The organism is Azonexus sp., from assembly GCF_041909095.1.
Lineage (GTDB): Bacteria > Pseudomonadota > Gammaproteobacteria > Burkholderiales > Rhodocyclaceae > Azonexus.
This window is the reverse complement of sequence record NZ_JAYREB010000001.1, coordinates 666128-682571: the sequence shown is the minus strand read 5'-3', so window position 1 is coordinate 682571 and position 16444 is coordinate 666128. Positions and strand designations below refer to the sequence as shown.

The 16444-nt window shown below is 62.6% G+C and carries 18 protein-coding genes and 1 pseudogene; 8 read left to right on the top strand and 11 right to left on the bottom strand.

Features of this window, described 5'->3' with window-relative positions; all coding sequences use genetic code 11:
- Positions 1-187: 187 nt before the first annotated feature.
- Together ACE3OV_RS03260 and ACE3OV_RS03255 are read right to left on the bottom strand one after the other, a co-directional pair.
- A complete protein-coding gene (locus tag ACE3OV_RS03260) occupies positions 188-1264 on the bottom strand; it encodes an alkene reductase (RefSeq protein ID WP_374324974.1) in 1077 nt (358 codons plus the stop codon).
- Positions 1265-1359: 95 nt separating this feature from the next.
- The gene (locus ACE3OV_RS03255) at positions 1360-1941 is read right to left on the bottom strand and encodes a TetR/AcrR family transcriptional regulator (RefSeq protein ID WP_374324973.1); all 582 of its coding nucleotides are present in this window, start codon (positions 1939-1941) and stop codon (positions 1360-1362) included.
- Between the two features lie 399 nt (positions 1942-2340).
- Between ACE3OV_RS03255 and ACE3OV_RS03250 the strand changes: the two genes are divergently transcribed.
- From ACE3OV_RS03250 to ACE3OV_RS03240, 3 genes and pseudogenes are all read left to right on the top strand, one after another.
- Positions 2341-3201, top strand: coding sequence for a tetratricopeptide repeat protein (locus ACE3OV_RS03250; RefSeq protein ID WP_374324971.1), 861 nt, complete (start codon positions 2341-2343; stop codon positions 3199-3201).
- A 678-nt stretch (positions 3202-3879) separates the two neighbouring features.
- Positions 3880-4290: a YidB family protein gene (locus tag ACE3OV_RS03245; RefSeq protein ID WP_374324969.1), complete on the top strand. Its 411-nt coding sequence runs from the start codon at positions 3880-3882 to the stop codon at positions 4288-4290.
- Positions 4291-4386: 96 nt separating this feature from the next.
- Positions 4387-4635 (top strand): annotated as a pseudogene (locus ACE3OV_RS03240) (VOC family protein); the annotation flags it as partial.
- A gap of 74 nt (positions 4636-4709) precedes the next feature.
- Here ACE3OV_RS03240 and ACE3OV_RS03235 read toward each other — a convergent pair.
- Positions 4710-6241 (bottom strand): IS3 family transposase gene (locus ACE3OV_RS03235; protein WP_374326223.1). Its coding sequence is split into 2 segments (ribosomal slippage): positions 4710-5839 and positions 5839-6241, totalling 1533 coding nucleotides; the frame shifts between segments, so codons are not numbered across the junction.
- Here ACE3OV_RS03235 and ACE3OV_RS03230 point away from each other — a divergent pair.
- From ACE3OV_RS03230 to ACE3OV_RS03215, 4 genes are all read left to right on the top strand, one after another.
- Positions 6135-6440, top strand: coding sequence for a hypothetical protein (locus ACE3OV_RS03230; protein ID WP_374326245.1), 306 nt, complete (start codon positions 6135-6137; stop codon positions 6438-6440). The two genes, ACE3OV_RS03235 and ACE3OV_RS03230, sit on opposite strands and share 107 nt — an antisense overlap.
- A 271-nt stretch (positions 6441-6711) precedes the next feature.
- Positions 6712-7551 (top strand): Fic family protein, encoded by an 840-nt coding sequence (locus ACE3OV_RS03225; RefSeq protein ID WP_374324967.1) that lies wholly within the window; start codon positions 6712-6714, stop codon positions 7549-7551.
- Between the two features lie 64 nt (positions 7552-7615).
- Entirely contained in the window at positions 7616-8026 is a 411-nt protein-coding gene (locus ACE3OV_RS03220; protein ID WP_374324965.1) for a YidB family protein, read from the top strand.
- Positions 8027-8122: 96 nt separating this feature from the next.
- Positions 8123-8506 (top strand): VOC family protein, encoded by a 384-nt coding sequence (locus tag ACE3OV_RS03215; protein ID WP_374324963.1) that lies wholly within the window; start codon positions 8123-8125, stop codon positions 8504-8506.
- Here ACE3OV_RS03215 and ACE3OV_RS03210 read toward each other — a convergent pair.
- The 8 genes from ACE3OV_RS03210 to ACE3OV_RS03175 form a co-directional block, all read right to left on the bottom strand.
- Positions 8503-9180, bottom strand: coding sequence for a helix-turn-helix domain-containing protein (locus tag ACE3OV_RS03210; protein ID WP_374324961.1), 678 nt, complete (start codon positions 9178-9180; stop codon positions 8503-8505). The two genes, ACE3OV_RS03215 and ACE3OV_RS03210, sit on opposite strands and share 4 nt — an antisense overlap.
- Complete coding sequence (gene hemW, locus ACE3OV_RS03205) at positions 9170-10396, bottom strand: radical SAM family heme chaperone HemW (protein ID WP_374324959.1); 1227 nt, start codon at positions 10394-10396, stop codon at positions 9170-9172. The genes ACE3OV_RS03210 and hemW overlap by 11 nt, the downstream gene beginning before the upstream one ends.
- Before the next feature lie 5 nt (positions 10397-10401).
- Positions 10402-11511 (bottom strand): Fic family protein, encoded by a 1110-nt coding sequence (locus ACE3OV_RS03200; RefSeq protein WP_374324957.1) that lies wholly within the window; start codon positions 11509-11511, stop codon positions 10402-10404.
- A gap of 86 nt (positions 11512-11597) precedes the next feature.
- Positions 11598-12116, bottom strand: a complete 519-nt coding sequence (locus ACE3OV_RS03195; protein WP_374324955.1) for a DUF1016 N-terminal domain-containing protein — start codon at positions 12114-12116, stop codon at positions 11598-11600.
- Positions 12117-12190: 74 nt separating this feature from the next.
- The gene (gene rdgB / locus ACE3OV_RS03190) at positions 12191-12787 is read right to left on the bottom strand and encodes an RdgB/HAM1 family non-canonical purine NTP pyrophosphatase (protein WP_374324953.1); all 597 of its coding nucleotides are present in this window, start codon (positions 12785-12787) and stop codon (positions 12191-12193) included.
- On the bottom strand, positions 12784-13500 hold the full coding sequence (gene rph, locus ACE3OV_RS03185) for a ribonuclease PH (protein WP_374324950.1): 717 nt from the start codon (positions 13498-13500) through the stop codon (positions 12784-12786). The genes rdgB and rph overlap by 4 nt, the downstream gene beginning before the upstream one ends.
- Before the next feature lie 10 nt (positions 13501-13510).
- A complete protein-coding gene (locus tag ACE3OV_RS03180; RefSeq protein ID WP_374324948.1) occupies positions 13511-14428 on the bottom strand; it encodes a PP2C family serine/threonine-protein phosphatase in 918 nt (305 codons plus the stop codon).
- Positions 14425-15372 (bottom strand): serine/threonine protein kinase, encoded by a 948-nt coding sequence (locus tag ACE3OV_RS03175; RefSeq protein ID WP_374324946.1) that lies wholly within the window; start codon positions 15370-15372, stop codon positions 14425-14427. Before ACE3OV_RS03175 ends, ACE3OV_RS03180 begins: the two co-directional genes overlap by 4 nt.
- 77 nt (positions 15373-15449) lie before the next feature.
- Between ACE3OV_RS03175 and ACE3OV_RS03170 the strand changes: the two genes are divergently transcribed.
- Positions 15450-16316 carry a YicC/YloC family endoribonuclease gene (locus ACE3OV_RS03170; RefSeq protein ID WP_374324944.1) on the top strand — a complete coding sequence of 289 codons (867 nt, stop codon included), beginning with the start codon at positions 15450-15452 and terminating at the stop codon, positions 16314-16316.
- Positions 16317-16444: the final 128 nt, after the last annotated feature.

The following is a 16444-nucleotide window of genomic DNA, read 5'->3' as shown; positions in this document are numbered from 1 at the left end:
TCGGCTGCAAAATGTGCGGCATCGGTCCATATTTCCCCGCCTTTCGGCGCGAATAGAACAACTATTCGCTTGAAAGTCGTGAAAATCTGTCCTCGCGCCGCTCATTTTTCGCTTCGATTCATTAAGCCTGACAGGCTGCCAGCGCGGCGGCATCTGCGCACCGCCGCGCCGGGGGTTGGGTGAGTGCTTACGGTAGCGTCGGATAGTCGGTGTAACCCTCGGCCCCGCCGCCGTACAGCTTGTCGGCGCGCAGCTCGTTCCACGGCGCGCCTTCGCGCAGGCGGCGGACGAGGTCCGGGTTGGCGATGAAGCCACGGCCGAAGGCGACCAGGTCGGCGCCGCCGTCGGCGATCACCTGCTCGGCCAGCGCCTTGTCGTAGCCGTTGTTTACCAGCCACGGCCCCTTGAAGGCGCGGCGGGCGGCGGCGTAGTCGAAGCTGGCCGCCGGCGTGCGCGTGCCGCCGGTTTCGCCCTCGATGATGTGCAGGAAGGCCAGGCCGTAGCCGGCCAGCTTGTCGACGACGTAGCCGTACAGCGCCTGCGGGTTGCTGTCGAGCGGCGCGGTAAAGGTGGTCAGCGGACTCAGACGGATGCCGGTGCGGCCGGCGCCGATCTCGCCGACGATGGCCTCGACCACCTCGAACAACAGGCGGGCGCGGTTCTCGATGTTGCCGCCGTAGGGGCCGCTGCGGTCATTGACGCTGTCGCGCAGGAACTGCTCCAGCAGGTAGGTGTTGGCAGCGTGGATCTCGACGCCATCGAAGCCGGCGGCGATGGCGTTGCGCGCCGCCTTGCGGTAATCCTCGACCAGGCCGGGCAGCTCGTCGTCGCGCAAGGCGCGCGGCGCCGACACCGGCACGAAGCCGTCGCGGGTGAAGGTGCTGGCCTCGGCGGTGCGGGCGGTCGACGACACCGGCGCGGCGCCGTCCGGCAGCAGCGACACATGCGAAATGCGGCCGACGTGCCACAACTGCAGCACGATCTTGCCGCCTTCGGCATGCACCGCGTCGGTGACGGCGCGCCAGGCGGCGACCTGCTCGGTCGACCAGATGCCCGGGGTGTCGAGGTAGCCCTGCGCCATCGGCGAAATCGGGCTGGCCTCGGCGACGATCAGGCCGGCGGTCGCGCGCTGGCGGTAATACTCGACGGTCAGCGGTCCGGGGCAGTTGCCGGCAACGGCGCGATTGCGCGTCAGCGGCGCCATCACGATACGGTTGGCGAGGGCGATGTCGCCGATCTGGATCGGGTCGAACAAAGTGGTCATGTCGATTCTCCTGAGGGTTGATTAGACCGGTCGTCTAGTTTCTTGCGTCAAAAAAGGGCCGTCGGCGGACGGCCCGGATTTAAATCAACGGTTGATCAGCAACTGAGCAACCGCCGCGTGAACTGCAAGGCATTCTCCAGCGGCTGCGCCTGGCGCTGCAACTTGGCCAGCAGGCTGGCGCCCAGCCACAACTGGTACAGCGTCTGCGCCGTCGCGGCGGCATCGAGCGGCGGAATCGAACCGTCGGCCATGCCGGTTTCGAGCAGCCGGGCAATGCGGCTGACGATCTGCCCGGTGCCGTCGCGCAGCGTCTCGCGCATCGGATCGGACAAATCCGCCACCTCGCCGCCCAGCTTGACCACCAGGCACTGCTGCTCGGCGCACGCCGCCTGCTTGTCCAGCCAGCGCTGCCAGTAACACGCCAGCCGCTCCTGCGCACTCAGCGCCTCGGCCGCGAACAGCGCATCGAGATCGGCCAGGTAACGTGCGAAGTAATCCTCCAGCAAGGCCTGCCCGTACTGCTCCTTGGACTCGAAGTAATGGTAGAACGACCCCTTGGGCACCCCGGCCGCAGTCAGAATCTCGTTCAACCCGACACTGGCAAAGCCCTTGCCGGCAATGATGCGCTGGCCGGTTTCAAGGACATGCTGGCGGGTGTTGTCGTGACGGGTTTTCATGGGGTGGGATTGTGCGCTTGATTAGACCGGTCGTCTATTTTTTTCCGAGGGCTGTGGTTCGGCCATGGCTGACTTTCAGCCGTTACCCAGAATCCAGCCGCTACGTGTCGGGTAGCTACCGCTTAGCCAGTGTGTGCCCTGAACGGGCAGCTTTTCGCGCTTTTGGCACCGTGAATGACGCTCCCGACCATTCGCGGGCCTGCCGCTCATCGCACCGGCAGGTTGCGAAGTACAGCGAGCGCTCAGAGCATTTGCTAAATCCGAACTCTTACGCATAGAACAGCCCCAGAGTGACTCAGAATTTTGTCATTTCGCCAAGGGTGTTCAGGATTGACAAGTTACGTTTGAGGGCACCCACCTAGGGCAACCTAGCCCAAAGCTTTACACTCAAAGCAAAGTATGAAAGTATTGGAAGCGAAGGATCAGGCAAAATTCTGCCTGGCTTTTTTTCCCCTATCCTATATGACATTCGGATTAATTGCTGCTGAACCCTCCTCGAACTTGCTCCTTGATCGCTTGATGCTCCTTGAAAGAGGCAGGCATAACGATTTAGAAGTAAAGAGGATCACGCACGAAGCTGAGAAGCTTATCCGGGCGGGCGGGGATTTTGTTGCTCAAGGTTACGGTGTGTTAGGCGCCACGGCTGCATACCAACTTGACCCAGACAAAGTCAGAAGCTGCTTCAAGAATGCTCTTTGCTATTCCGACCCAGACAACGTGGTAACTTACCAATTGAATCGCTCAATCGCTCTTCACAGGGTTTATCAGCAAGCAGAAGCACTGAAATTTATCCTTGAGGCTATTGATAGCAACCGCGACCACCTTCAGCTCCTTCAAGAAGGAATGCGTCTTTCTGCTGCTGCGTTGCAACTAGATCAGTTGGCGAACTTGCGCGAATTGCTTTTACGACTAGGTGCAAGTATGCCTTCAGACTTAGGCGTTACTGAGTTTGAAGAGCAACGATTCAATAGCAGAAGACTCGAACTTGGAATCGAGTATTCAGAAATACTCAAGCGAATCGATACTGCTGGAGAAGTTTTGCTATCAAATAAAGTCCGCTTTGGGTCTGTGCATGCTTGCGTACTACCCAATGGCGAGTGCAATTACCGATTCAACGCAAAAACCACGCCTGACGAAGCTGCAGAGCTTACGTTTTTGATCACTGATCACCTTGTCGACCGCTTCGAAAACGCTTTCGAAGACCTGCTGACAATCACGGTATTCCCATTTGAGATCGAACATTTGCAAGAGGCAGCCTAATAATCTCAATATGTCGGTCAATTCTTCAGATTTTCTTGAGTTTGCTCAGCAGTCCGCTTCATTACAGACAGAGATAGGTAACCGTAACGCGATTAGTCGTGCTTACTACGCCGTATTTCATGAAGCTCTCTCGCTTGCCGATACTCACTTTCCAGACCCAAACGCTCATTTAGCCATGGGCGCCCATGAGCGGCTCAGTGAAAGATATAAGCATTGGGAGAAACTACCCAGTTATCGTAGTTTTGCCATAATGTTAGTAAACATGAAGTCACAAAGGCATCTTGCAGACTACGCCTTGCACGAGACTGTTAATAACAGTCAAGCGCTCACCCAACTCCAAACAGCTAGTAAATTCCTTGCTCGCTTAAAGGAAAGTTGCAACCAGTTGGCGGACACCATCCCTGTACGAAACAGCTAGCTTCTAGTTGCTCCTGCAATAGCATAGGAGCGCAATCTGGTGCCGAGCGCCCTCAAGAAGCGCTTTGCCAGCTCATTGGCACAGATAGGTTGCGTATCAACCACCTGTTTGGAATATACGCTCCAGTTGATTTCACACAGCATCGCTGGGAAACAGCCCTTTCAGGGTAACGGTGGCTGGTTCCGGCAGTCCTCCCATCACAATTATTACCCCCCTCCCCACCCCGGTACGATAGGGTCTTTCCCCCTCAGGAGCGAATCATGGGTCTTCTCGATCAGGTAGTCGGCGGGCTGGCCGCCAATGCCCTCGGTGGCAAGGGTAACGGGCTGGCCGAGATGGCCATGCAGCTGGTCAATCAGTATCCGGGCGGCCTTGGCGGCCTGATGCAGGCTTTCCAGCAGGGCGGGCTGGGCGAAATCGTCAATTCCTGGGTGTCGACCGGAAAGAATCTGCCGGTGTCGGGCGATCAGTTGAGTTCGGTGCTCGGTGGCGATCTTCTCGGCAAGCTGGCCGGGCAGGCCGGGGTGGCGCCGCAGGAAGCGGCGAACGGCTTGGCTGATTTTCTGCCCGGTCTGGTCGATCAACTGACGCCGAACGGCCAGTTGCCGGAAGGCGGCGACATGCTCAGCCAGGGGCTGGACATGCTGAAGAAGGGTGGCCTGTTCGGCTGAGGCCTTTTCGCCGGCAGCGCCTGTCGGTTTCGTTCAAGACGCGGGCGGCGGGCGCTGCGACAATGCCCACTCCATTCTTTTGCGGAGTACGGCAAGATGAAATTCGGTTACACCATCCTTTACGTCGATGACGTCCGCCGGACGCTCGACTTCTACGTTGCCGCCTTCGGGCTGAGCGTGCGTTTCCTGCATGAAAGCGGCGATTTCGGCGAGCTGGAGACCGGCGGCACGGCGCTCGCTTTTTCCTCGCGGGCGCTGATGCGCCAGCTGGGCAAGCAGCCGTCGGCGCCCGATAGCGGCGCGCCCTGTTTCGAGATTGCCTTCGTTTGCGACGATGTGGCGGTGGCGGTCGACCGCGCGGTGGCGGCCGGTGCGCGCCTGGTGCAGGCCGGAGCAAGTCAAGATAGTTGTCGCCTGATTCATGCAGCCAACCGTGTTTTATTTTCAGCCTGTAGTTGCTCACGTATGACGGCATCGCGCTCAGGATTGAGCGTGACGACGCCGATCGGTGACCAGTTGCGAGTATTTCCTGACCAACGGGCTGGATTGGCTTCGCGTGCTTGGAGATATGTCTGATGGCGTGCCTTCAGAATGGCGATATCTTCCCCTGCATGGCGCTGAGCGGGCGTGACATAGCGGATGCCGCTGTGGCGATGATCAAAGTTGTACCAGCGTACGAAGTCATGTCCCCAGGAACGAGCCGCTTCCAGATCGGCGAAGCCGCGCGCGGGGAATTCCGGGCGGTACTTGGCGGTCTTGAACAGCGATTCGACGAAGGCGTTGTCGTCGGAGACGCGCGGACGCGAGTACGAAGGCTTGACGCCCAGCCAGTGGAGCATGGCCAGCACCGTGGTGGCCTTGAGGGTGCTGCCGTTATCGCCATGCAGTACGGGCTTCTCCGGCATGGCATGGATGCCTTCCGCCAGCGCAGTACGCTTGAGCAGAGCGACGGCATGGTCGGCCTCATCGCTGTCATGAATTTCCCAGCCAACGATCATCCGGCTGTAGAGGTCCATGATCAGGTACAAGTAGAACCACTGCCCCTGCACTTGGGTTGGCAGGTAAGTCATGTCCCAGCACCACACCTGGCCGGGCGCAGTGGCGACATGCGTGGTCGGCGTCCGGGCCGGCTGTGGCGCCTGGCTACGGCCCCGGTGAGCGTTCTGCCCGTGAGCGCGCAATACCCGCTGGAAGCTCGATTCGCTGGCGATATAGACGCCTTCATCGGCCAGTGCCGGGACAATACGCGCCGGCGGCTGGTCGGCAAAGCGTGGCTCATTGGCAACGGCCAGAATCCGGGCTCTTTCCTCCTCGGTCAGCGCGTGGGCGGGCATGGGTCGCGTGGCGGCAGGACGCCGGTCACCAACCGCCAGGCCGCCGTTCGCCTGCCAACGCTCGAAAGTGCGCACGCTGATGCCGACCACCTCACAGGCAGGGCGCAAACGGGCACCGGCGGTATGCGCGGTCTTGATGTGCTGGACCCAGGTTTGGCGATCTTCCAGGCCGATCATTCGTCCTCGTCCTTGTCCTGTTGGAAGATCGCCTCGAGTTTTTTTGAGAGCACCAACAAGGCGGCTGTTTCGGCCAGTGCCTTGTCCTTCCTGCGTAACTCGCGCTCCAGTTCCTTGATGCGCCGCCGGTCGGCCTTGGTTTCGCGCCGCGAAACTCGTGCCTCCTCCGGCTCCGCCAAGGCTTGCGTGGCCGACTGTCGCCACTGTTCGAGCTCCTGCGGATATACGCCGTGCTCGCGGCACCAGGCGCTCTTGCCAGCCTCGTCCAGCGCCGCCGTCACCAGCACCGCCTCGAATCGGGCCGCCGCTGTCCATGCCCGCTCGCGAGCGGGCATGGACAGCGCCTGCGCACGCCAACGCTCCAGCGTCGTCACCGAAATGCTCAACTCCCGTGCCACCGTTTCGATCGGCGCACTTTCCGGCGGCAATAATCTCGCCACCGCTTTGTCTTTGAAGGCTTGTCCGTATCTCGCCACTTCGTTCTTCCACTATCGCCCCTCAATTCAAGATTCTATCGAGGCGACAACTATTCTGACTCAGGGGGAGGCGCCGGAGGCGATGCCCTGGGGGCAGACGGTGGCCTACGTGGCCGATCACGAGGGCTACCTCGTAGAACTGTGTACGCCGGTCGGCGCTTAGATCGGGGCGGTGGCCAATGGGCTGACGATTGCGGGGCGGATACGCCTCCTTCGCAGACAGCCCAAGCGAGGGGTGGGCTACCCTCTTTCCATTGACGCTGGCCCGGTGAGTGTTGTTATGGAATTTTTGAACAGCACAGCCGCCAAAGATGGCTTATTATAGTTTATGACGATTTTTTGAAATAACGGTCCGCTTCCAGGAGAGCACGATTGCAACCGGAGGGGGTGTTCGCTCTCAGGCTGTCGGAGAGGTCGTTAACTACGTCCGGGCAATGAATCATGGAATATCTCGCCTGCCCGACTTCCCGCTTTCGCTGCGGCTGATCAGGGAGGTTCACAGTGTTCTTCTAACAGGAGTCCGTGGCGAGCATAAAGATCCTGGCGAATTCCGTCGTTCGCAGAACTGGATCGGCCCTCAGGGATGTACGCTGGCCACCGCGACGTTCGTCCCTCCCCCGGTACCGGAGATGATGGATGCCCTGTCCGATCTGGAGAACTTTCTGCACGATCGGGATAGCCTGCCGCTGACCATCCAGTGTGCGTTGATTCATCTCCAGTTTGAAACGATTCACCCGTTTCTCGACGGCAATGGTCGTGTAGGCCGTCTGCTGATCGCGTTGCTCATGCACGAGCGCAGCGTGCTCAAGCAGCCGCTGCTCTATATCTCTCTCTACTTGAAGCGCAACCGTGTCGAGTACTACGACCGCCTGATGGACGTGCGCATCAACGGCAACTGGGAAGGCTGGGTGAAGTTTTTCCTCAGAGGCATCGCAGAAGTGGCACGAGAGTCCGCCCAGACCGCCCAGAATATCGTCGGGTTTCGTGACGAAGGCCTTGCTGCGGCACGCGCCAAAGGGAAACACGAGGCGGCCCTATTGGATATGTTGTTCGAGCATCCCATCATCGATGTTCGCGCTGCGGAAAAGATGCTGGGAACTTCGTACGTCACGGCCGCCCAGGCAGTATCCAATCTGGAAGAGCTTGGCTATCTGACGGAGATCACCGGTCAGAAGCGCAACAAGATTTACCGTTTCAGCCGTTACCTGGGGCTTTTTGAGGAGCCTGAACCGGCCACTGCCGAAGATGAGCCGTCCGCCTCCAATTGGCCATGACAATTTTTAACCCACTCCCCATCTTCCCCCGGTACGATGAGCTTTTCCCCCTCAGGAGCAAATCATGGGTCTTCTCGATCAGGTAGTTGGCGGGCTGGCCGCCAATGCACTCGGTGGCAAGGGTAACGGGCTGGCCGACATGGCCATGCAGTTGGTCAATCAGTATCCGGGCGGCCTTGGCGGGCTGATGCAGGCTTTCCAGCAGGGCGGGCTGGGCGAAATCGTCAATTCCTGGGTGTCGACCGGCAAGAACCTGCCGGTGTCGGGCGATCAGTTGAGTTCGGTGCTCGGCGGCGACTTCCTCGGCAAGCTGGCCGGGCAGGCCGGAATGGCGCCACAGGAGGCAGCGAACGGTTTGGCCGATTTCCTGCCCGGTCTGGTCGATCAACTGACGCCGAACGGCCAGTTGCCGGAAGGCGGCGACATGCTCAGCCAGGGGCTGGACATGCTGAAGAAGGGCGGCCTGTTCGGCTGAGGCCTTTTCGCCGGTAGCGCCTGTCGGTTTCGTTCAAGACGCGGGCGGCGGGCGCTGCGACAATGCCCACTCCATTCTTTTGCGGAGTACGGCAAGATGAAATTCGGTTACACCATCCTTTACGTCGACGACGTTCGCCGGACGCTCGACTTCTACGTTGCCGCCTTCGGGCTGAGCGTGCGTTTCCTGCATGAAAGCGGCGATTTCGGCGAGCTGGATACCGGCGGTACGGCGCTTGCCTTTTCCTCGCGGGCGCTGATGCGCCAGCTGGGCAAGCAGCCGTCGGCGCCGGTCAGCGGCGCGCCCTGTTTCGAGATTGCCTTCGTTTGTGACGATGTGGCGGCGGCGGTCGACCGCGCGGTGGCAGCCGGGGCGCGCCTGGTGCAGGCGCCGGAGGCGATGCCCTGGGGGCAGACGGTGGCTTACGTGGCCGATCACGAGGGTTATCTCGTCGAACTGTGTACGGCGGTCGGCGCTTAGATCGGGTCGGTGGCGAAGCCGCTGGCGCGGGCCTGCGACAGGAGTTGCGGCGAGCGCCGGAATTGCGCCGGCGAGGCGGCGAACCAACGGCGGAAGGCACGGTTCAGGTGGGCCTGGTCGGTGTAGCCGCAGAGGCCGGCGATGTCGGTTAGCGGCAGTTCGCTGTCGATGGCGACGGCGGCGCGGCGGACGCGCGCTAGTGCAATCCAGAAGCCGGCGGTTTGCCCGGTGTCGCGCCGGCACAGTCTTTCCAGCGTGCGTTCGCGGATGCCCAGGCGCTGCCGCGCGGCGGCCGGTGTGGCGACTTCGGCCAGGGTGGCGAGGATTTCCTGCGTTGCCGGATCGCGGCGGGTGAAATCGGCGAGCAGATTGCCGATTTCGCTGGCCGCGTCGGGCGCCCGGGTGGCGACTGCAGCGAGCAGGCCGCTGGTGTCGATGCGGGTGCCGGGGTGCAGGCGAAAGCCCAGGTAACGGCAGCCGCCCGGGCTGGCGACCTGTTCGGTGACGGTGGCCAATGGGCTGACGAACCAGTGCGGCGGCTGCCCGGCGTCGATCCGGCAGATCAGGTCCTGGCAGCCGTCGGGCAGCACCGGCGACAGTTCCGCCGCCGCGACTTCGTGCTGCCAGGCGGCGAGGACGGTGTCGGGCAGGCGGCTGGCCGCTTCATTGGCCATCGTCGAGGAAGCGTTCCAGCAACACGTTGAGGAAGCGCCGGCCCTTGGCGGTCGGCGCGATCTTTTCCGGGCCGAGGTCGAGCAGGCCGTCGGCCTGCGCCGCCTTGAGCTGCGGCAGGATCGCGGTCAGCGGCCGCGAAGTGCGCAGTTCGAACAGGCTGGGGGCGAAGCCGTCGGCCAGGCGCAGGGCGTTCATCATGAATTCGAAGGGCAGTTCGGCGGCGGCGACCGCGTGCTCGTTCTGAATCGGTCGGCCGGCGCGGACGTTTTCCAGGTAGGCCTTGGGGTGCTTGTGGCGCATCTGGCGCAGCACGCGGTCGTGCAGCGTCAGCTTGGAATGGGCGCCGGCGCCGATGCCGAGGTAGTCGCCGAAATGCCAGTAGTTGAGGTTGTGCAGGCACTGCCGGCCGGGCTGGGCGAAGGCCGAGGTCTCGTAGTTGGCATAGCCGGCGGCGGCCAGCCGGGCTTCGATGGCTTCCTGCATGTCGGCGCACAGGTCGCCTTCGGGCAGGTCGGGCGGGAAGGCGGCGAAGTGCGTGTTCGGCTCCAGCGTCAGCTGGTAGCAGGAGAGGTGCGGCGGCGCGAAGGATAGCGCGGTGTCGATGTCGGCGAGCGCTTGCTCCTGCGTTTGATAAGGCAGGCCGTACATCAGGTCGAGGTTGAAGCGCTCGAAGTGCTCGCCAGCCAGTTGCGCCGCGCGCCTGGCTTCGGCGCTGCCGTGGATGCGGCCGAGCGCCTTGAGGTGCTCGTCGTTGAAGCTCTGGATGCCGAGCGACAGCCGATTGACCCCGGCAGCGCGAAAGCCGGCGAACTTGCCGGCCTCAACCGTGCCGGGATTGGCTTCGAGCGTGATTTCGGCCTCCGGCGACAACATCGCCAGCGCCCGGAAGGCGCCGATCAGCTCGTCGATGGCGCCCGCCGACAGCAGGCTGGGCGTGCCGCCACCGAAAAACACCGTCTGCACCGGCCGCCCCCAGATCAGCGGCAGCGCCGACTGCAGATCGGCGATCAGCGCATCGACGTACTCCCGCTCGGGAAACTCGCCGCCGCTCTCGTGCGAGTTGAAGTCGCAGTACGGACACTTGCGCACGCACCACGGGATATGGACGTAGAGCGAGAGAACCGGGGATTTGCGGAATTCGAGCGGATTTTCGCTGGTCTTTGCGGTTGACCGTGAGGTTTCGGCAAAAATCGGGATGGTGCGGGTTGGGGTCATGGGGTTCAGTCGGTTTCGCCCTGGGAGAGCAGGTCGACCAGGGGAACGTTGATGAAATAGAGGTGCTTGCCCTGGCTGTGTTCGCGGACCAGGCCGGCGTCCGCCAGTTGGCGCAGATAGCGGGCGGCGGTCTGGCGGGTGACGTTGAGGTCGCGCTGCACGAACTCGATGCGCGTGTACGGGTGGCGGAAGAGGTTGTTGAGCAGGTCCTGCGAGTACAGCTTGGGCAGCTCGCGGCGCATGCGCTGCTTGGTTTCCGCCATCAGGCTGCGCATGTCGCCGACCAGGCGGACGGCACGGCGGGCGGTTTCGGCAACGCCCTGCAGCATGAAGCTGACCCAGGCCTGCCAGGCTTCGCCATTCGGCGTTTCGTCGCGCACGGCTTGCAGCAGGCGGTAATAGTCGCCCTTGTTGCGGTTGATGTAGCGCGACAGGTAGAGCACCGGCGAGTCGAGCAGGCCGGCCTGGACCAGATGCAGCACGCAGAGGATCCGCCCGATACGGCCGTTGCCGTCGCTGAACGGGTGGATGCTCTCGAACTGGTGATGGATCAGCGCCATCCTGACGATGGGGTCGAGATCGTCGCCCGCGTCGTCGTTGATAAAGCGCTCCAGCGCCTGCATGTGGGCTTGCACGCTGTCGCCGTCCTGCGGCGGGACGAAGACGGTTGCCCCGGTGCGCTCGTTCTTCAGCACCGTGCCGCCGCTGGTACGAAACGCCTCGCTGCTGTTCTTGAGCAACTGGAACATCGAAATCAGCGTGCCGTTGCCGAGGATGCCCTGCTGCTGGCGCATGCGCTCGTAACCGTGCATCAGCGCCTCGCGGTAGCGCGCGACTTCCTTGGCCGACGGCGAAATCCATTCGGCGATGTGGAGGTCGGCCTGGAACAGTTCGTCCTGCGTCGTTACGTAGCTTTCGACTTCTGAACTGGCCTTGGCTTCCTGCAGCGCCAGGGTGTTGATCAGGATCGCCTGGTTCGGGATGCTGGCAGCGCAGCCCTTGAGTTCCGCCAGGTGGCGATGCGCCGCAACCAGCGCCCGCAGCAGGTCCGGCGTCTGGAAATCGACGCCGGCCGGTGGCAGGTCCGGAATTTGATAGTGCGTTTGCAGACTCATGACGAGACTCTGAAATTCAGATGGCGAAATAACACGAGCGATTTATCGTGTTAAAAAAATGCGCTATTTTTAACACGACAGCGGGCTCATGTTAAAAAGTTGCGGAATCCAGTTGATCGGCTAGCGAGCTTCTTGGGCGAGCGCTCAATCATGGCGCAAGTCGGGCCCAGGACATTGCGCGACCAATTGTGCTCGATGGCTTTGGCGGCGTACCAGCGGCGGGTTTCGGGGTCGGGGAGTTTGTCCAGCAGCGCGATCTGGTGATAGCAAGGTAATTGTGCAAGCACCCCTTGCACAATTGCTTCGTCCGGCCAGGCTTCGGCAAAGGCGCGCATGTACTTGAGGTTGCGCGGCGAGAAGCCTTTCATGGCGGGGAAGGCCTGGCGCAAATCCTCGGCCAGGCGGTCGATGACCTTGGCGCCCCAGCCCTGTTCGCTTTGCCGGGCCAGGATGTCGCGGCCGATCTGCCAGTAGAGCAGCACCAGTTCGCGGTTGACCGCCAGCGTTGCGCGCTGCTGGGCCGTGTGGATGCGGGTTTTCAGGTCGGCCAGCCAGTCGGCGTGGCCGGCCGGCGGTTCAGTGAAGCGGAGGGGTGGTTCGCTCATGGCTGAATTCCGGATGACAAATGAATCAAATCTGCTGGGCGACCAGCATACCGGAAAGCGCGTCGAGGTAAGGGTCAGAGTTCCGGCAGCCGCTCGATCAGTTTCTGCATCGCCTGGCCGCGATGTGAGAGTTTGTTCTTGACCGCCGGGTCGAGTTCGGCGGCGGTGCATGCGTAGGTGGGAACGTAGAACAGCGGGTCGTAGCCGAAGCCGTCGGCGCCTTGCGGGGCGGCGAGGATTTCGCCGGGCCATTCGCCTTCGGCGATGATCGGCTGCGGGTCGTCGGCGCTGCGCACGAGGACCAGGACGCAGACGAAGTGCGCCTTGCGCTCGGTCATCTGCGGGAAGCCGGCGAGGTCGGCGAGCAGCTTTTCGTTGTTGCGCGCGTCCGATTTCGGTTCTCCAGCATAGCGGGCGGAGATCACGCCGGGGGCGCCGCCGAGTGCCTTGACGCACAGGCCGGAATCGTCGGCAAGCGCCGGCAGGCCGCTGTGCTGGGCGGCATGGCGGGCCTTGGCGAGGGCGTTTTCGACGAAGGTGCAGTGTGGTTCTTCGGCTTCCGGGATGGCGAGCTGGCCTTGCGGGATGACTTCGAAACCGAGCGGCGCCAGCAGCGCGTTCAGCTCCTTCATCTTCTTGGCGTTGTTCGAGGCGAGGACCAGCTTCTTCATGCGGCGAGCGCCCTTTGCTGTTCGGCGACCAGTTGGCGGATGCCCATCTGGGCGAGGTCCATCAGCACGTTCATCTGCTCACGGCTGAACGGTTCGCCTTCGGCCGTGCCCTGCACTTCGACGATGCCGCCGGTGCCGGTCATGATGACGTTCATGTCGGTGTCGCAGTTGGAGTCTTCCGGGTAGTCGAGGTCGAGCACCGGGCTACCGTTGTAGATGCCGACCGAGACGGCGGCGACGTGGTCCTTGACCGGGTTGGCCGGCAGCTTGCCGGCTTGCACCAGCTTTTCGCAGGCCTCGTAAAGGGCGATCCAGGCGCCGGTGATCGAGGCGCAGCGGGTGCCGCCGTCGGCTTGCAGGACGTCGCAGTCGAGGGTGATCTGGCGCTCGCCGAGCGCCTTGAGGTCGGTCACGGCGCGCAGGCTGCGGCCAATCAGGCGCTGGATTTCCTGGGTGCGGCCGGTCTGCTTGCCCTTGGCGGCTTCGCGGGAAGTCCGGGTGTGCGTCGAGCGCGGCAGCATGCCGTATTCGGCGGTGACCCAGCCCTGGCCCTTGCCGCGCAGGAAGGGCGGCAGGCTTTCTTCGACCGAGGCGGTGCACAGCACGCGGGTGTCGCCCATTTCGATCAGTACCGAACCTTCGGCGTGGCGGGTGAAGTTGCGGGTGATGCGGACGGCACGGAGCTGGTCCGGCTGGCGCTGGCTGGGACGCATGGGGATTCCTTTACTTCCTGGGATTGAACTTGTCGATGGCGGCGCGGATTTCATCGATCGCCGCTTCGATTTCGTCTTCGCTGAGGTCGCTCTTGTAGCTGGGGTTGCGGCCGAACTCTTCGAGCTTGGTGGTGACTTCGTCGAGCGGCATGGTCTGGGTCGAGATGGCGCTGCTCAGCGCTTCGACGTAGTTGTCTTCCCAGCAGACGGCGACCGCCGACAGGTTGTCGCCATGGGGGCCGGCCTTGGCTTCCGCCTGGTTGAGCAGCATCGGCAGGGCCTGCAGCAGGTTGGTGCCTTTCAGCGCGACCGCCATCATGTCGCCGGAGGTGACGCCCCACAGGCCGTCGGTGCACAGCAGCACGACGTCGCCGTGTTCGAGCGGCGTCTTGCGCGAGAAATCGATGTCCGGCAGGCTCGGCCCGCCCAGGCAGCTGTAGATCTTGTTGCGGTCGGGATGGCGGGCGGCCTGAGCTTCGGTGATCAGGCCTTCGTCGAGCAGCAGGCGGATGCGCGAGTGATCGCGCGTCTGAGCGATGACGCGGCCGTTGCGCATCAGGTAGAGACGGGAATCGCCGGCGTGCGCCCAGTAGGCAACGTTGTCCTGGATGACGCAGGCGACGCAGGTGGTGCGTGGCGAGTCATCGAGATCGTGGCGCGCGGTGTATTCGCGGATCGCGTGGTGGGCATGGGTCATGCCCCGGTGCAGGAAGTCGAAGGGATCGTCGAGCAGCGGCTTGGCGGCGTTCTGGAAGGCCGCGGCGAGCGTCTGTACCGCCAGCTGGGCGGCGATCTCGCCGTGGTGATGGCCGCCCATGCCGTCGGCGATCACCATCAGCAGGGCGTCGCGCGAATAGCAATAGGTGGTGCGGTCCTCGTTGTTGGCGCGTCCGCCCTGGCGGCATTCCTGGTAAATGGTGAATCTCATCGCGGCGAATTCCTGAGTTTGTCGACGAAGCGGCCGATCCAGCCGCTGTTGGCGCGGGCGTGCGGCGGATGGGTGTCGGCGACCAGCGCCTTCTGCAGGGCAAAGACGCTTTGCGGACGGTAGAGGTGGTTGAGGCTCAGGCACCAGTCGATGATTTCGAGCAGACGGTCGGAATACTGGCCTTCCCAGCGCACCATCGCTGGCGTCAGCGTGTCCTTGCGCAGGCGCTCGTCGGCGGCTTGCGGCGCGGCGCCGTCGAGGCAGGCGTACATCGAGGCGCCGACGCTGTAGATGTCACTCCACGGGCCGAGGTCCTGGCGGTTGCCGTAGTGCTCCGGCGAGGCGAAGCCGGGGGTGTACATCGGCTTGAGCATCGGCTGGTCGCTGACCAGCGTCTGGCGGGCGGCGCCGAAGTCGATCAGCACCGGTGTGTTGTCGCCACGCAGGTAGATGTTCGAGGGCTTGAGGTCGAGGTGCAGCAGCTTGTGCGAATGGACTTCGCGCAGGCCGTTGAGCATGCGGGTGAACACACCGCGGATGAAGCGCTCGGAAATATGCCCCTGGTGTTTGTGGATGAATTCCTGCAGCGTCCGGCCATGTTCGTATTCCATGACCATGTAAACGGTTTCGTTGGCGCGGAAGAAGTTCAGCACGCGGATCACGTTCGGGTGCGACAACCTGGCCAGGGCGCGGCCTTCCTCGAAGAAGCACTTCATCCCGTAGCGGAAGGCGCCGAGGTGGTCTTCGGTGATGATCGGGCAGATGTCGCCCTTGGCGCGCAGGGCCAGGCTGTTGGGCAGGTATTCCTTGATCGCGACCTGATTGTTGTCGGGGTCGCGGGCCAGATAGACGATGGAAAACCCGCCCAGCGACAACTGGCGCTCTATGGTGTACTCCTCCAGCTGGTGGCCGCCAGGTAGCGGGTGGTTGGCTTGTTGCGCCATCGATCTCGCGGTTATCATGCAATCGCAGGCATTGTCGGGCGTGTTGTCCGACCTGTAAAGCTGGAGAGCGAGCCCCGATGATTTGCAGCATGACCGGATATGCAGTGAAAACCCGCGATCTTGAGCGGGGAACGCTGCAATTGGAACTAAAAAGCGTCAATTCCCGCTATCTGGATTTTCATTTCCGGGTTGCGGAAGATTTGCGCAGCATGGAATTGCCGCTGCGCGAGCTGCTCGCCAGCCGTCTGTCGCGCGGCAAGGTCGAATGTCGCCTGTCGTTCAATGCGGCGGCGGCGCGCGGCGAGCAACTGACGCTCAACGGCGAACTGGTCGCTGCCCTGCGCGGCCTCGCCGATCAGGTGCGCGCGGCGATGCCGGAAGCGGCGCCGCTCTCGGTCAACGAGGTGCTGCGCTGGCCGGGCATGTTCGGCGACCAGGAAATCGATTTTGCCGCGCTCGGCCCGGTCGTCCTGGCGCTGGCTCGCGAAGCGCTCGACGATTTCACGGCGACCCGTGCCCGCGAGGGCGAAAAGCTGGCGGCGATGATCGTCGACCGGGTCAACGCCATGCGCGCCATCGTCGCCGCCGTCGCGCCGCGCATTCCCGAGGCGCAGGCCGTGTTCACCGACAAGCTGCGGCAACGGTTGCAGGAAGCCCTGGGTAACGCCAGCGACGACCGTATCCTGCAGGAAGTGGCGGTGTTTGCAACGCGCATCGATGTCGCCGAGGAACTGTCGCGCCTGACCGCCCACCTCGATGAGGTCGAGCGGGTGCTGAAGGCCGGCGGCGCCAGCGGCAAACGCCTCGATTTCCTGATGCAGGAGCTTAACCGGGAAGCCAACACGCTGGCGTCGAAGTCGGCGATCACCGAGGTTTCGCAGGCAGCGATGGAGCTCAAGCTGCTGATCGAGCAGATGCGCGAGCAGATCCAGAATCTGGAATAGTGCATCACGTCATTTCATGTGATCTCATGGCATCATGCCACCCTTCAAAAAGCCGCTATTCACGCGGCTTTTTTATTTTATGGCGTTGCAGGTTGTCGCATGAAAGCGCAGAATTTGTGTGCACCCCT

Excerpts from the sequence above, each read along its gene's own strand:
- ACE3OV_RS03220 (WP_374324965.1), top strand. The coding sequence starts at position 7,616 with ATGGGTCTTCTCGATCAGGTAGTTGGCGGGCTGGCCGCCAATGCACTC.
- rdgB (WP_374324953.1), bottom strand. The coding sequence starts at position 12,787 with ATGAAGAAGCTGGTCCTCGCCTCGAACAACGCCAAGAAGATGAAGGAG.
- ACE3OV_RS03210 (WP_374324961.1), bottom strand. The coding sequence starts at position 9,180 with ATGGCCAATGAAGCGGCCAGCCGCCTGCCCGACACCGTCCTCGCCGCC.
- rph (WP_374324950.1), bottom strand. The coding sequence starts at position 13,500 with ATGCGTCCCAGCCAGCGCCAGCCGGACCAGCTCCGTGCCGTCCGCATC.
- ACE3OV_RS03255 (WP_374324973.1), bottom strand. The coding sequence starts at position 1,941 with ATGAAAACCCGTCACGACAACACCCGCCAGCATGTCCTTGAAACCGGC.
- hemW (WP_374324959.1), bottom strand. The coding sequence starts at position 10,396 with ATGACCCCAACCCGCACCATCCCGATTTTTGCCGAAACCTCACGGTCA.
- ACE3OV_RS03195 (WP_374324955.1), bottom strand. The coding sequence starts at position 12,116 with ATGAGCGAACCACCCCTCCGCTTCACTGAACCGCCGGCCGGCCACGCC.
- ACE3OV_RS03225 (WP_374324967.1), top strand. The coding sequence starts at position 6,712 with ATGAATCATGGAATATCTCGCCTGCCCGACTTCCCGCTTTCGCTGCGG.
- ACE3OV_RS03260 (WP_374324974.1), bottom strand. The coding sequence starts at position 1,264 with ATGACCACTTTGTTCGACCCGATCCAGATCGGCGACATCGCCCTCGCC.
- ACE3OV_RS03170 (WP_374324944.1), top strand. The coding sequence starts at position 15,450 with ATGATTTGCAGCATGACCGGATATGCAGTGAAAACCCGCGATCTTGAG.
- ACE3OV_RS03245 (WP_374324969.1), top strand. The coding sequence starts at position 3,880 with ATGGGTCTTCTCGATCAGGTAGTCGGCGGGCTGGCCGCCAATGCCCTC.
- ACE3OV_RS03200 (WP_374324957.1), bottom strand. The coding sequence starts at position 11,511 with ATGAGTCTGCAAACGCACTATCAAATTCCGGACCTGCCACCGGCCGGC.
- ACE3OV_RS03250 (WP_374324971.1), top strand. The coding sequence starts at position 2,341 with ATGAAAGTATTGGAAGCGAAGGATCAGGCAAAATTCTGCCTGGCTTTT.
- ACE3OV_RS03215 (WP_374324963.1), top strand. The coding sequence starts at position 8,123 with ATGAAATTCGGTTACACCATCCTTTACGTCGACGACGTTCGCCGGACG.
- ACE3OV_RS03180 (WP_374324948.1), bottom strand. The coding sequence starts at position 14,428 with ATGAGATTCACCATTTACCAGGAATGCCGCCAGGGCGGACGCGCCAAC.
- ACE3OV_RS03175 (WP_374324946.1), bottom strand. The coding sequence starts at position 15,372 with ATGGCGCAACAAGCCAACCACCCGCTACCTGGCGGCCACCAGCTGGAG.
- ACE3OV_RS03230 (WP_374326245.1), top strand. The coding sequence starts at position 6,135 with ATGGACAGCGCCTGCGCACGCCAACGCTCCAGCGTCGTCACCGAAATG.